The following is a 15,498-nucleotide window of genomic DNA, read 5'->3' as shown; positions in this document are numbered from 1 at the left end:
GGGAGGTCTCGTGACGCAGTCGCACCACCCGGCCGCCTCGACACTCACCGAGCTCATCGAAGCGCGGGTCCGGCGGGCACCGGGTGCCGTCGCCGTGATCTTCGGGGAAGACACGCTGACCTACGGAGAACTGAACCGCCGCGCCAACCGGCTGGCCCGGCTGCTGGCCGGGCGTGGAATCGGCCCGGAACAGCGGGTGGCGCTGCTGCTTCCGCGCGGGCTCGACCTGATGGTGGCTCTGCTGGGCGTGCTCAAGAGCGGAGCGGCCTACGTTCCCGCCGATCCGGACTACCCACCCGCCCGGATCGAAGCGATGCTCGCCGACGTCCGGCCCTCGCTCACCTTGACCACCGGTTCCGTCGCCGCGCCCGGTATCGCGCTGCGGCTGGACGGGGCCGCCGCGGAACTGGCCCGGTACGCGGACTCCGACCCGGCCCCCGCCGAGCGCACGGCTCCGCTGCTGCCCGCTTCGCCCGCCTACGTGATCTGCACATCGGGCTCCACCGGGCGGCCGAAGGGCGTGGTCGTGCCCCACGCGGCAGTGGTCAACCGGCTCCGGTGGATGCAGGAGCGGTACGACTTCGGGCCCGGCGACCGGTTCCTGCAGAAGACGCCGACCAGTTTCGACGTGTCGGTATGGGAGCTGTTCTCACCGTTGCTCGCCGGCGCGGCGCTGGTACTCGCCGAGCCCGGCGCGCACCGTGACCCCGTTCGTATCGCCGAACTGGTCCGACGGCACGAGGTGACGTTGATCCATTTCGTCCCCTCGATGCTCGATCTCTTCCTGGCCGTGCCCGGTGTCGCGTCGTGCACCTCGTTGAGGCATGTTTTCGCCAGCGGGGAAGCCCTTTCCCCGCACACCGCCGCCCGGCTGCGGGAGCTCCTCACCGTTCCGCTGCACAATCTTTACGGGCCCACGGAAACCACCGTCGACGTGTCCCACTGGACCACGGGGGAGGCCCCGGGGCCGATCCCGATCGGCAGGCCGGTGTGGCGCACCGGTCTGCACGTCCTCGACCCCACGCTGAAGCCCGTGCCCACCGGTGGCGAAGGCGAGCTGTACGTCGATGGGGTACAACTCGCCCGCGGGTACTTCGACGACCCGGTGCAGACCGCGCAGCGCTTCGTCGCCAGCCCGTTCACACCCGGCGAGCGGCTGTACCGCACCGGAGACCTCGCACGCCTGCGCCCCGACGGCGCGGTCGAGTTCCGCGGCCGGACCGACCACCAGGTCAAGGTGCGCGGTTTCCGCATCGAGCTCGAGGAGGTCGAAGCGGCCCTCACCGAGCAGCCGGGCGTGGACCGGGCCGCGGTCGTGGTCGGCGAGGACGCCCAGGGCACCCGATACCTGGCCGGGTACGTGATCGCCGTGGAAGGCGGGCACGTCGACCCTGGCGAGCTGCGCCGCGGCCTGCTGGCCTCCCTGCCGGAGCACATGGTGCCGTCGATTCTCTCGGTGGTCGGCCGATTCCCGCTCACGCCCAGCGGGAAACTCGACGTACGAGGGTTGCTCACCGGGAACACGGCCCGGCACCACACCGCGGCACGCACGCCGGCGCAGGAAGTGCTGTGCGAGATGTTCGCCGACGCGCTCGGCCTGGACGAGGTCGGGGCGGACGAGGACTTCTTCGCGCTGGGTGGGCATTCGCTGTCGGCGACCCGGCTGCTGTGGCGGGTCAACGAGCGGTTCGGCGTCGAGCTGCCGCTCAGCGTGATCTTCGACCGGCCCTCGGTGGCCCTGTTGGCGGAACGGGTCCCGGCACCGCCCGCACGAGCCGTCTCAGCGCCGATCCCGCCATCGGGGAAGCAGACGAGTGGTCCGGCGTCGTTCGCGCAGGAACGCCTGTGGCTGGTCGACCAGCTGACCGGGGCCGGAGCCGTCTACAACCTGCACCTCGTCGCGGAGATCGAAGGGCCGCTCGACGTCGACGCCCTCCAGCGCGCGGTCTCCGCCTGCGTTGCCCGTCACGAGACGCTGCGGACCTGCCTGCGCGGCGACGGCGGCGAACTGCGGCAGGTCGTGCGCCCGCCCGGGCCGGTGCCGCTGGGCTTCGCCGATCTCAGGTCCGCGCTGCCCGCCGAAGCCGCTCGCGCCGCCGTGGACAAGGCCGTCGCCGATCTGCTGGCCCGGCCGTTCGCGCTCGACACCGCTCCTTTGCTGCGCGCGGATCTGCTGCGCACGGCCGAGGACCGGCACGTCCTGGTGATCGTCGTCCACCACGTGGCCGCGGACGCGCGGGCAGTGGACATCCTCGCCGCCGAATTGACGGCCTGCTACCGCGATGACCCACCGCCGTCGCGATCGCGCCTTCGGTACGCGGATTTCGCCGCCTGGCAACGAACACGTCTCGAGCGAGGACGGTTCGAGACGGATCTCGCCTACTGGCGTACGCGGCTCGCCGGGCTGCCGGTACTCGATCTGCCGACCGACCACCCCCGGCCGCCCGTGCCGTCGCATCGGGGCGCTTCCCGCCGCGTGGAATTCGACGCCGCGTTCACCGACCGGCTGCGCGCGTTCGGCAGGGAGGAAGGCGCCAGCCTGTTCATGGTGCTGCTGGCGGGCTTCCTGGTCGCCATGGGCCGCCGGGCCGACCAGTCCGACGTCGTGGTCGGGACGGCCGTGGCGAACCGGGACCGGCCCGAAACCGAAGACCTGGTCGGGTTCTTCGTCAACATGCTCGTCGTGCGCGCGGACCTGGGGGCGGAGCCGACCCTGCGGGAGGTGGTCCGGCGGACGGCGGCCGTCTGCAAAGAGGCCTACGACCACCGGGCCGCGCCCTTCGAGAAGGTCGTCCAGTCGCTCGGCGGTGACCGCGACCCGAGCCGGCATCCGCTGTTCCAGGTCGTGTTCCAGCTGCTCGGCGGCCCGGCCCCGGTACCGGAGCTGCCGGGCCTGCGCACGCGGCCGTTCCCGGTGGACCCGCCGACCGCGCCGTTCGACCTGCTGTTCACGGTCGTCGACGCAGGCGGTGGTCTGTCCTGTGAAGTGCGGTATGCGACCGACCTGTGGGAGGACGGCACCGTCGAGCGGATGGCGGCGGAGTGGGCGGCCGTGCTGGCCGGCCTGCCGGCCGATCCCGATCGCGGCGCCTGGGATCTGCCGCTGCTCTCGTCGGCGGACGAGGCGACCCTGGAGCGGGAAAACGGCACCGCGCTCACGGCCGGCCCCACGACCACGATGGTGCACCTCGTCCGCCGTCAGGCCGCCGAAGCCCCCGGCCGGATCGCCCTCGCCGACCCGGCGGGGCAGTGGACCTACGGCGAACTGGACCGGCGTGCGGGCGGCCTCGCCGCCGCCTTGATGGCCGCCGGTGTCCGCCCGGACGCCCCGGTGGGTCTGCTGCTGGAACGGTCCGCCGACCTCGTCACCGCGATGCTCGCCGTGCTCGAGGCCGGCGCGGCGTACCTCGTCCTGGACCCGGCCTACCCCGCCGAGCGGCTCGCACTGATGGTGCGCGAAGCCCGCCCGGCCGCGGTCGTGACCCGGGGCAGGGCGCCGTCCTGGCTGACCGGCACGGCCATCCCGTCGGTACCCCTGGACGGCCCGGTCCCCGAAGGCCCGATCCCCGACGGCCGGGATATCCGGCTGGACGGGTTGGCGGCCGTCGTGTTCACCTCGGGCTCGACCGGGCGGCCCAAGGCGGTCGGCGTCCCGCACCGGGGAGTCGCCCGCCTGGTGAACGAGCCGGACTATGTCGATTTCGCGGCCGATGACGTGGTACTCCACCTCGGCGACCCCGCCTTCGACATCACCACCTTCGAGGTGTGGGGCGCACTGGCCCACGGCGCCCGGGTCGTGATCCTGCCCGGTGACCGCCCGCTGGGCCCCGACGAGGTGCTCGTGGCCGTGCGCGAGCACCGGCCCTCGATCCTTTCGCTGACCGCCACGCTGTTCAACCAGGTCGTCGACCTCGATCCCGGCGGTTTCGGCGGGATCCGGCACCTGTTCGTCGTCGGTGAGGTGATGGACCCCTCCCGCACCGAGCGAGTGCTGCGGGCGGGCGGGCCGCGCTGGTTGCACAACGGCTACGGACCCACGGAGAACACGACCTTCACCACCTGCCACCCGATGGAGCACCCGCCTGAGGCCGGTGCCGCCGTGCCGATCGGCCGCGCCATCGGCGGCACGACGCTGCACGTTCTCGACCGGCGGCTGCGCCGGGTGGCGCCCGGTGTCCCCGGCGAGCTCTACGTGGGCGGGCACGGGCTCGCCCGCGGCTACGTCAACCGGCCGGGCGCGACCGCCGCCCGGTTCGTGGCCGACCCCTTCGGCCCACCGGGCAGCCGGATGTACGCGACCGGCGACCGGGTCCGCCGAGCGGCCGACGGGACCCTGTCCTTCCTCGGCAGGCTCGACCGCCAGGTCAAGGTCCGCGGCCACCGGGTCGAACCCGGGGAGATCGAGAACGCACTCATGGCCACCGGACTGGTGCGCGAGGCCGTGGTGACCGCGGTGGACATCGACGGCGATCGGCGCCTGGTGGCGTACCTGGTACTCGGCGAGGGACCGGCCCCGGCGGCGGCCCGGTTGCGCGAGGAGCTTTCCCGGCACCTGCCCGGCTACCTGGTGCCCAACCACTTCGTGCTCCTCGACCGGCTGCCCACCACCCCGAGCGGGAAACTCGACGTCGGTGCGCTCCCCGGCCCGGAAGCGGGGAAGCGCGCACTGGACGACGACGCCGTGGCCCCGCGCACGGCCGACGAACGCGCGCTGTGGGGGATCTGGGCGGACGCGCTCAAGATCGACGACTTCGGGGTGCACGACAACTTCTTCGCGCTGGGCGGGCACTCGCTGCTCGCGACGGTCGTCATGGCGACGGTCCGCGAAAGCCTGGCGCCAGGCCTGCCGCTGCGGACGTTGTTCGACCACCCGACCATCGCCGGCCTCGCGGCGGTCGTCCAGGCACGGGCGGCCGCACCTGCCGGTACCACCGACGAACTGGACACGCTGATCGCCGAACTGACCGGGCTCGCCGCGGACCCGGGCACCGCACACGGGGGTGAAGCACGGAAATGACCGCCGAACCGAGGGACGTCATCGACCGGGTCCGGGAACTGCCGCCGGACCGGCGGGCGCTGCTGCGGCAGCGGATATGGGAAAGCGGCCGGGCGACCGGCCTGTCCGGCGCCGACGAGAACGGGCAGGCGCCCGCGTCGTTCACCCAGCGCCGCATGGTCTTCCTGCACCAGCTCGTCCCGGGAAGCGCCGCCTACAACAGTCCCGTCGCCTATCGCCTGACCGGCGACGTGGACATCGCTGCGCTGGAAGGCGCGCTGAACGACGTCGTGGCCCGCCACGAGGCCTTGCGCACCACACTCACGGTGGACGAAGGCCGCGTCGTGCAGCAGGTGTCGCCCGCCGTCCGGCTGAGCCTGCCGGTCACCGACCTGTCGGAGCTGCCCGGCCCGGACCGGGACGCGGCCTACGACCGCATCGCCCGCGACGACCAAGCCCGGTCGTTCGATCTGGCCGCCGGACCGATGCTGCGGCCGCGGCTGCTGCGGTTCTCCGCGCGCGACGCCGTCCTGCTGATCACCTTCCACCACGCCGTCGTGGACGGCTGGTCGCTGTCCCTGTTCGTCCGTGAGCTGGGCGAGCACTACACCGTGCGGCTCGGCGGCACGCCGGAGCGTCTGCCGGAGCTGACCGTGACCTACGCCGAATACGCCCGCTGGCAACAGGATTGGGTCGCCACCGACGAGGCGCGACGGCAGCTTGAGCACTGGCAGCGCGAACTCGCCGACGCCCCCGCTTCCTCGACGCTGCCCGCGGACCGGCCCCGGCCTGCCACCCCCAGCCACCGGGGAGCGGTCCACGGGTTCACCGTGACGCCGGCTCTCACCGGCCGTCTGGCCGATCTCGCGCAGAACCGCGAGGCCACCCTGTTCATGGTCCTGCTGGCGGCGTACCAGGTCGTCCTGTCCCGCTACAGCGGCCAGCCGGAGGTCTGCGTCGGCACCCCGGTCGCCAACCGCCGCTACCGCGGTTTCCGGGAACTGATCGGATTCTTCGCCAACTCCGTGGTCCTGCGAACGCGTCTGGACGAACGGCAAGGCTTCGACGAACTACTGAGCCAGGTGCGCACGACCTGCCTCGCCGCCTTCGACCATCAGGACATCCCACTGGACCTCGTGGCCCAGCGCCTGCACCCGGATCGGGATCCGAGCCGAAACCCCTTGTACCAAGCCAACTTCACCCTGCACAACACACCGGAGTCGGTCGCGACGATGCCCGGGGTGGAGCTGACCGAGCTGGTCGTCGACCACGACGGCGCCCGCTTCGACCTCGACCTCAACGTGACCCGGACCGAGGCGGGCCTGGAGTGCCGGCTCGGTTACGCCACGGACCTGTTCGACTCCGGCACCGCCGCCCGGTTCGCCCGCTCGTTCCAGGTCCTGCTCGAGGCCGTCGCCGCGAACGCCGCGACCCCCGTCGGCGCGCTCCCCGTGCTGGACGCCGCGGAAAGCGCGAGGCTCGCCCGGCTGTGGAGTCGCCCCGCGCCCGCACCGTCCGGAACCGCCTGTGTCCACGAGCGGTTCGCCCGGCAGGCCGCGGCCACCCCGGCCGCGACCGCGGTCTCGGCCGCCACCGGACCCGCCCTGACCTACCGCCTGCTCGACCGGCGCGCGAACGGGCTCGCCCGGCATCTGCGCGAACTCGGTGTCCGGCGCGGCGACCCGGTCGCGGTGCTGATGTCCCGCTCCCCGCACGCGATCGTGGCGTTGCTGGGGGTGCTCAAGGCAGGCGCGGCCTACGTGCCGATGGACCCGGCGCATCCGGACGCCGCCTTGGCCCATGTGTACCAGGACTGCGGAGCGCGGCTCCTGGTGACCGAACGCGGCCTGGCCGGGCGCGCGAGGACACTCGGCTCGGAGGTGGTACTCGCCGACGAGATCGTCCAGGAGGCGGCTGCCCCTCCCAGCACGGGAGTCCGGCCCGGCGACACCCTGTACGTCATCTACACCTCGGGAACGACCGGCCGTCCCAAGGGCACCGTGCTGACACACGCCAATGTCGACGGCTACCTGCGATGGGCGGGCGAGGCCTACCTCCCGGCCGGTTCCGGCGACACCGTGCCGGTGCATTCGTCCCTCGGCGTGGACCTCACGGTGACGAGCCTCTTCGCTCCGCTGCTGACCGGCAGGGAACTGGTCCTGCTCGAAGAGTCCGACATCCCCGGCGAAGCCCTTCGAGCCTCCGCCGCCGCCGACAAGGACTTCGCGTTCGTCAAACTCACCCCGTCGCATTTGCGGTTGCTGGAAAGCGCCGGTGCGGCTCGACGCGACGAGGTCTGGGCACGGACGCTGGTGATCGGCGGGGAGGCACTGCACGAGGACCACGTCGCGGCCTGGCGGCGTGGCGGCGCGGCGGGACGGCTGGTCAACGAGTACGGCCCCACCGAGACCGCGGTGGCCTGCGCGGCCCACGAACTGGGCGGGGAACTCCCGCCGTCCGGCCGGATCCCGATCGGGCGGCCACTGCCGGGCACGAGGCTTTACGTGCTCGACGGGTACCTGCGGCCCGTGCCGGTAGGTGCGCCCGGCGAGCTCTACGTCGGCGGCACCGGCGTCGCCCGGGGCTATGTCAACGCTCCCGGCCGCACGGCTGAACGCTTCGTCGCCGATCCCTTCGTCGCCGGTGCGGTCGTGTACCGGACCGGCGACATCGTCCGCCACCTCGCCGACGGTGCCTTGGAGTACCTCGGCCGCGGCGACGACCAGCTCAAGATCCGCGGGCACCGGGTCGAACCCGCCGAGGTCGAGGCCCTGCTCGAAAGCCACGACCGGGTACGGCGAGCGGTGGTACTGCCCGAGGGCGACGGCGACGACCTCCGGCTGGCCGCAGTGGTGGTCACCGAGCCGGGGGCGGGCACGCACCAGCACCGCACCGAGGACTGGCTCTCCGTCTATGAGGACACCTACGCCGCGCTGGAAGCCGGTCCGGACGCGACCTTCAACCTCGCCGGCTGGACCAGCAGCTACACCGGGGAACCCCTCGACCCGGCGGAAATGCTGGCCTGGCTCGCCGGCACGGTCGAACGGATCACCGGGCTCGGCCCGCGCCGGGTACTGGAGATCGGCTGCGGCACGGGCCTGCTCCTCTTCCGGGTCGCCCCGGGCTGTGAAAGCTACCGGGCGATCGACTTCTCGCCCGCCGCGGTCGAGTACGTGCGGCGCTCGGTGGCCGGCACCGGGCTGGAAGACGTCACCGACCTGGCAGCCGCCCCGGCACACCTCGCCGTGCGGCCGGGGGACCGGTTCGACACCGTCGTGCTGAACTCGGTCGTCCAATACTTCCCCTCCGTCGGCTATCTGATCGAAGTGCTCGACAGCGTGGTGGCGACGATGGAGGACGGCGGGCATGTCTTCCTCGGCGACCTGCGCGACCTGACACTGCTCGAAACCTTCCACACGTCGGTCGTGGCGCACCGCGCCGATCCGGCGACGCCGCTTTCGCGAATCCGGGCGGAGATCCGGCGCGAGGTCGAAGCGGAGGAAGAACTCTGTGTCGACCCGCGCCTGTTCGCCGGGATCGCGCGGCGCTCGTCCCGGATCACCTCGGTGCGGGTGCTGCGCAAACCGCCGGGCTACGACAACGAACTGAGCCGCTACCGCTACGACGTCATCCTGACGGTGGGCGGAGACCGGAGCGAGCTTTCCCCGGCGGTGCCACCCGCGACGTCGAGCCGGGACTCGGCGCTGCGGGCGCTGCTGGAGGACGCGCCATCCACCGCGACACTCGCCGACCTTCTCGGGGACCTGGACCGGAACCCGACCCCGGCGGAACGCGGTGAAACGACAGCGGCGCCCGACGACATCGGCTTCCCGGCGCGATACGCGAACGACCCGCGGTGGCACGCCGAGGCGGTGACCTGCCGGCCAGACCTCGAGGCACTGGCACGAGAGCATTTGCCCGCCGCGCTGCGGCCTTCACGCTACGTCTTCGTGCCGTCCCTCCCGCTGACCGTGACCGGCAAGCTCGACCGGGCCGCACTGCGCGCCCGGCTGGCTGCCGACCGGGACATCGACGGTGAACCGGCGGGCGGTGCGCGGGAGCGGCCGATGACGTCCACCGAGCAGCGGGTGGCCGTGATCTGGGCGGAGTTGCTGCGTCGGGACGGGATCCGGCCGTCCGACGATTTCTTCGACCTCGGCGGCCATTCGCTCCTCACCTTCCAGCTCGTTTTCCGGCTGCGCAAGGAATTCGGGGTCGAAGTCCCCATCAGGGCGCCTTTCGACGCGTCCACGGTCGAGGCGCAGGCCGCCCTCGTCGACGAGCGTCTGCGGGAGATCCCCGGCCCCGTGCGTCCCGAACTCGTCCCGGTTCCCCGGACGGGCCCGGTACCCGCGTCGTTCGCCCAGGAACGGCTCTGGTTCCTCAACCAGCTGGAGCCGGACAGCGTGCAGTACAACTTCCCGGTCTTCCTGCGGTTGCGGGGCTGCCTCGACGTCGGGTTCCTCCGGGAAGCGGTCAATGAGGTCGTCGCCCGGCACGAGGTGCTGCGGACCGTGCTCGTCCCCCGCGAGGGCCGCCCGTTCCAGACAGTGCTTCCCGCCGAACCCCTCGACGTCCCGCTCGTGGACCTGTCCGGAATGGACGCGGCGGCCCGCGAAGACGAGGCCGCGCTGCTGGCCGCCCGGCAGTACTCGGCGCCGTTCGACCTGGCCCGCCCGCCCGTGGTGCGGACGGGGCTGCTGCGGCTGTCGGACACCGAGCACATCCTGCTGCTGACCGTGCACCACCTCAGCGTCGACGGCTGGGCGGCCGGGCTGCTTCGCGACGAGCTCGCCGAGAGCTACACGGCACGCGTCGAGAACCGGCGGCCGCGGTTGCCCGAGCTGACCGTGCAGTACGCCGACTACGCGGTGTGGCAACGGCGGCTGCTCGACGAAGGCCATCAGGACGACCTGCGCGAGTACTGGCGCGGCCGCCTCGAGGGCATCCTGGACCTGCCCAGGCTTCCGATGGATCACGAGCGCCCGCGCGACCCGGCCCACCACGGCCGGACGCTCGACCTCGGGCTCCCGGCGGCCACCGCGGACGCCTTGCGGGTGCTGTGCAAGGCGGAGGAGTGCACGCTGTTCATGGCGCTGCTGGCCCCGCTGTTCGCCTTGATCGGCAGGCGCGCGGGCGCGACCGACGTGGTGGTGGGGACCGATGTGGCCAACCGCTCGGCCACCCCGACGGAACCGCTCATCGGTTTCTTCGTCAACCAGATCGTCCTGCGGGCCGACCTGGCGGGCGGGCCGACTTGGCGCGAGCTGCTGCGCCGGACGCGGACTCTGACCCTGGACGCCTTCGCGCACCAGGATCTGCCCTTCGAAGAGGTGGTGAAGGCGGTCAAACCACCGCGCAGCCGCAACCAGAGCCCGTTGTTCCAGGTCAAGTTCGTCCTGAACACCACGCGGCGGTCCGAGTCGGTGATTCCCGGGATCGAGGTCACCGACTACCGCCCGCCGGTCATCGCGACCAGCCGGTTCGACCTGGTGGTCCTGCTGGAGGAGGGCCCGGAGGGGATCACCGGACTGTGGGAGTACGACACCGAACTGTTCACCGAAAAGACGATGGCGGCGATGAGGCGCGAGTATCTCGACGCCATCGAGAACCTGGTGCGGTCGACGGACGCGCCGCTCACCTCCGCGCGGGCCCGCCGGCCGAGGGCCGAGCTGCGCCCGCCCGCGGCTCTGCGCGAAGCCCCGGCCAAGATCACCGTCTCCGCGCGGGACGCGGTCGTCGAGCAGCCCCTGTCGGAGCACACGCGGCTTCCGCTGCTCGTCCGGCCCGCCGGGGAGGAGATCGACCTCGTCGAATGGGCGCGGGAGAGCCGCGACCGGTTGCAAGCGGTGTTGCTCGACCACGGCGCCCTGCTGTTCCGCGGGTTCGGCGTCACCGAGCCCGCTCGGCTCGAACAGTTCGCCTCGGTCTTCGTAGACGAGCTGTTCGCCGAGAACGGCGAGCATCCGCGAGCCAAGGTCGGTGGTGGCGGCGTCTACACGCCCGTCTTCTTCCCGCCTGAGAAGAAACTGTTGTGGCACAACGAGAACTCGTTCAACGACGTCGGGCCGGCCAAGATCTGGTTCTGTTGCGCCCGCCCAGCCGAGATCGGTGGCGAGACCCCCGTCGTCGACAGCCGCGAGGTTTACCGGCGACTCGACCCGGCCCTGCGCGAGGAATTCGCGCGCAAGAAGGTGCGCTACGTCCGCCAGTACGGCTCCGGGTTGGGCCTGCACTGGCGCGAGGTCTTCCGCACCGCCGACCGCGCGGAGGTCGAAGCCCGCTGCGTCGAACAGGGACTCGAGTGGGAGTGGCACGAGGAGCGCCTGCGCACCGCCGCGGTACGCCCCGCCGTCGTCCGGCACCCCGTCACCGGGGAGTGGTCCTGGTTCAACCAGGCACAGCACTGGCATATCGCCTGCCTCGACGAGACCACCCGGACGTCCCTGCTGGACACGGTCGGCGAAGGCGGCTTGCCGCGCGAATGCCGCTTCGGAGACGGCACGCCGATCCCCGATTCGGCGATGACGGAGATCTGTGCCGTCTACGACGAGCTCGAGATCGTCTTCCCCTGGCAACGCGGCGATGTCCTGATGCTGGACAACATCCTTGTCGCCCACGCCCGGAATCCGTTCCAGGGCGAGCGGGAACTGCTGGTGGCGATGGGCGAAATGGTCCGGTTCCGGTAAACGGGAAGGGGAGCGGTGATGACCTCACAGGTCGAGGGATACCGGCTGTCGGCGCAACAGCGGCGGCTGTGGCGGCGGGTCGAAACCGGCGCGTCCTCCTGGGCGCAGGTGCTGATCGCCATCGACGGGCCGCTGGACCACACCCGCCTCGCGAGGGCGTTGGAGTCGCTCGTCGCGACGCACGAGATCCTGCGCACCTCCTACCACCGCGCGCCCGGGGTGCGGATTCCCGTCCAGGTGGTCGAGGAAGATGACCGTGCGCCCGTCCCGTGGACGGTGGTGGATCTCCGGCACGTGGCCGCCGCCGCCCGAGTCGCACAGGTGGTCCGGGAGGCGAGACGAGCTCCGGCCGATCCCGGTGCTCCCGCGACGCCCCAGGCGGTACTGTTCCGCCTCGGTGAGCGTAGCCACGAACTGCTCCTGACCACCTCGGCACTGGCTGCGGACGGAACCACCCTGCGGTCGCTGGCCGCGGAGCTCGCCGCCCGCTACCGGGAGGAGCCCCTCTCCGGCGAAGTGCTCGCCTACAGCCGATTCTCGGAATGGCAGCACGACATCGAGCCGGACGACGACGCCGAAGCGTTGCTGCAGAAGGAAAAGGTGCGCGTGGCGGAGCGGTTTCCGCTGCGCCACGGCGGTGTCGGCGACGAGCCTGGCAGAGAAACGATCACCGCCGAACTTCCGGCGCCCCTCGTGGCCGAAGTCCACGGTTACGCCGCGCGGCGGGGGATCGGTGTCCCGGCGGTGCTGCTCGCGGCCTGGCAGACCTTACTGGGACACGTAAGCGGGTTGCCGCGCGTCACCGTCGGCGTGGCGTTCGACGGCCGGCCCTACGACGAACTGCGGAACTGTTTCGGGCCGCTCGCCAAGTGGATCGGCGTCGACTCCGGCACCGGAGCGAGTTTCGACCAGCTGGCCGCCGAAGCCGACGAGCGGCTGGCCGACGTCGATGACCTCGAAAAGTACCTCGCCGGCTCCTATGCCGTCGCCGAACCGCAGTGGGACGTGGCCTTCGAGTGCAAGCGAGCGGAGCCGCCGGTCTCGGGGCCGGTGACCTTCGCCGTGCTGTGGGACGACGTCGCGGACGAATCGGCGGAACTGAAGCTGGAATGTGTCCTCACCGGCGCGGCGGCCGTCACGACCATCTGGCACTACTCGCCCCGCCGGTTCGATCACGACTACGTCGACTGTGTCCGGCGGCAATACCGCACGGTGCTCGCCGGGCTGCTCGAACGGCCCCATGTGCCGGTCGCCGCCGTCAGCGCACTCGACACCGTGACGCTCGCGGAGTCGACGCGCGATGCCGTCGGCCGGCGGGCGCCCGGCGCCCGGTGCCTGCACGAGCTGGTCGAAACCCAGGCCGCCCGCACCCCGGACGCGGTCGCCCTCCGGTTCGGGGCCGGACGGTACGTGACCTATCGGGAGCTCGACGATCGGGCGAGCCGGCTCGCCCGGCTCCTGCGTGGGCGTGGCGTCGGGCCGGAGGTTCCGGTCGCGGTATGTCTCGACCACTCGGCGGAGTTGCCGATCGCGCTGCTCGCTGTGCTGAAGGCGGGCGGGGCGTATGTGCCACTGGACCCGGCGCTGCCCGTCCACCGGCTGACCGCCTTGCTGGCGCGGGTTCCGTGCCCGGTACTGCTGGCCAAGCGCGGTGGCCCGCTGACCGGCCGGACCGATGCGAAGATCGTCTTCGTCGACGAACCAGGCGAAGAGGACGTCCTGCCCGGCGACCGCACACAGTTCCCGGCACCGTCGCCGGACAACCTGGCCTATGTCTTGTTCACCTCCGGGTCCACCGGAGCTCCGAAGGGTGTCCTGGTCACGCATCGCGCGATCGGGAACTACGTGAGGTGGGCCGCGGAGACCTACGTGGGGGAGCAGGGCGAGGGCGCGCTCGCACACACCTCCATCGGCTTCGACCTCACGGCCACCAGCCTGCTCGTCCCGCTGATCACCGGCCGCGCGGTCCACCTCGATCCCGCCTGGCCGGAGATCGGCGCGCTGGCGGAAGAACTGTCCGCGCGGTCGGGCCTGGACCTGCTCAAGGTGACCCCGTCCCATCTGTCGGTGCTCGCCGCGCTGCTCCCGCCCGAAACCCTCGCGGGCACGGCGCGGTCACTCGTGCTCGGTGGTGAGGCGGTGACCGCGGGCCTGCTCGGCCCGTGGCGGCGGCACGCGCCGTCCACGAAGATCTTCAACGAGTACGGGCCCACCGAGGCCGCCGTCGGCTGTTGCGCGCAGGAGATACCCGCCGGGCTCGCCGACGGTGCCGCCGTACCGATCGGTCACCCGATCACCGGTGCCGAGACGCACCTGCTGGGGCCGGACCTGCGGCCGGTGGCGCCGGGCGTGCTCGGCGAGATCTACGTCGGCGGCGAAGGGCTGGCTCGCGGCTACCTGCACGATCCTGTGACGACCGCCGAACGTTTCGTCGCGCACCCGTTCGCGGCGGAACCGGGTGCACGCCTCTACCGGACCGGGGACCTCGGCTACCGCGGGCCCGGCGGGGAGCTGTACTTCGCCGGCCGGGTGGACGACCAGGTGAAGATCGGCGGTGTGCGCGTCGAGCCCGCCGAGACCCGTGCCGCCCTGTGCGAACATCCGGCCGTCCGCGACGCGGTGGTCGTGGCACGGCAGGCGCCAGGGGAGGAAAAGTACCTGGCGGCGTACGTGGTGGGTTCCCGGGAGGTAACCACCGAACTGCCCGCCTTTCTCGCGGATCGGCTCCCGGCGGCCTTCCTGCCCCGCGACTTCACCTGGCTGGACAGGATCCCCTTGACCGCGAACGGCAAGCCCGATCTCGCGGCCCTGCCACTCGCCGGCACGGTCAAGGCCGGTAAAGCTGTGACTCCGCCCGCCGACGCGACCGAAGCGGCCGTGGCCACCCTCTTCGAAGGCCTCCTCAACCGCGCGCCGGTCGGTGCCGATGAGGACTTCTTCGACCTAGGTGGACATTCGCTGCTCGCGGTGCAGCTCATCGCACGAGTCAACGCCACCTTCGATCGCAGTCTCCCGGTCTCGGTCCTGTTCGAACAGAACGCCGCCGGGGCACCCGCGTCCACGACCGTCCGCGGGCTGGCAAACCTGGTACGTGAGGAAGGATCTCCCGAGCGACGCGACTGCCTGGTCACCTTCCCCGGCTGTGGCACGGGAAGGCCCCTGTTCTGCGTCCATCCCGCCGGGGGCAGCGCACTCGGATACCGCGAGTTGGCGGCTGTTCCCGGCTTCCCTTACGCCGTCAGGGGATTCCAGGCTCCGCTGCTCGGCGACGGTGCCGAGCCGAGTGTCGAAGACCTCGCCGAGCTCTATGCGGCGCGCCTGCTTTCGGCCTCGCCCGACAGACCACACCTGCTGCTCGGGTGGTCGATGGGCGGCCTCATCGCGTTGGAAATGGCCCAGCGACTCGACGCGCGGGCCGGCGTGCTGGTGCTGGTCGAGACCTACCCGCCGTCAATGCTGTCCGGCTCCGAGACGGATACCAAGGATCTGGTCGCCATGGCGGGCCACCGAGGCCCCGAAGTGGCGCGACTATTGGAACTCGCCCAGGCCCACAACCGCGCGGCCATCCGGTACCGGCCGTCGCCCTACGCAGGACCGGTCACCCTGGTCCAGGCCGCCGACCAGAACCCTCCGGACCGCGAGAAAGCCGCCGCGACTTGGCGGGAACTCCTTCCAGGACTTCAGAAGGTCCACGTCCTGCCAGGCGGACATCACTCCCTGTTTCAGGCCCCCTTCGTCGCCGGACTCGCGCGCACGTTGCGGGAGACCTTGCCCGGTCGATGACCCGAACCCGCAGGAAATCAACGGAAAGGC

3 protein-coding genes are annotated in these 15,498 nt (G+C 71.7%); all 3 read left to right on the top strand.

Translation table 11 applies throughout. The features are described 5' to 3' along the window. Positions 1-10: 10 nt before the first annotated feature. Genes AVR91_RS06535 through AVR91_RS06525 form a run of 3 tightly spaced genes read left to right on the top strand, consistent with a single transcriptional unit; the run spans position 11 to position 15,468 of the window. Positions 11-5,017 (top strand): non-ribosomal peptide synthetase, encoded by a 5,007-nt coding sequence (locus tag AVR91_RS06535; protein ID WP_063274880.1) that lies wholly within the window; start codon positions 11-13, stop codon positions 5,015-5,017. Next, positions 5,014-11,685: a non-ribosomal peptide synthetase gene (locus tag AVR91_RS06530; RefSeq protein WP_063274879.1), complete on the top strand. Its 6,672-nt coding sequence runs from the start codon at positions 5,014-5,016 to the stop codon at positions 11,683-11,685. The genes AVR91_RS06535 and AVR91_RS06530 overlap by 4 nt, the downstream gene beginning before the upstream one ends. Before the next feature lie 18 nt (positions 11,686-11,703). Then, positions 11,704-15,468 (top strand): non-ribosomal peptide synthetase, encoded by a 3,765-nt coding sequence (locus AVR91_RS06525; RefSeq protein ID WP_063274878.1) that lies wholly within the window; start codon positions 11,704-11,706, stop codon positions 15,466-15,468. Positions 15,469-15,498: the final 30 nt, after the last annotated feature.

Source organism: Amycolatopsis keratiniphila subsp. keratiniphila (assembly GCF_001620365.2).
Taxonomy (GTDB): Bacteria; Actinomycetota; Actinomycetes; order Mycobacteriales; family Pseudonocardiaceae; genus Amycolatopsis; species Amycolatopsis keratiniphila.
This window is presented reverse-complemented; position numbering and strand designations above follow the sequence as displayed.

Excerpts from the sequence above, each read along its gene's own strand:
- AVR91_RS06525 (WP_063274878.1), top strand. The coding sequence starts at position 11,704 with ATGACCTCACAGGTCGAGGGATACCGGCTGTCGGCGCAACAGCGGCGG.
- AVR91_RS06530 (WP_063274879.1), top strand. The coding sequence starts at position 5,014 with ATGACCGCCGAACCGAGGGACGTCATCGACCGGGTCCGGGAACTGCCG.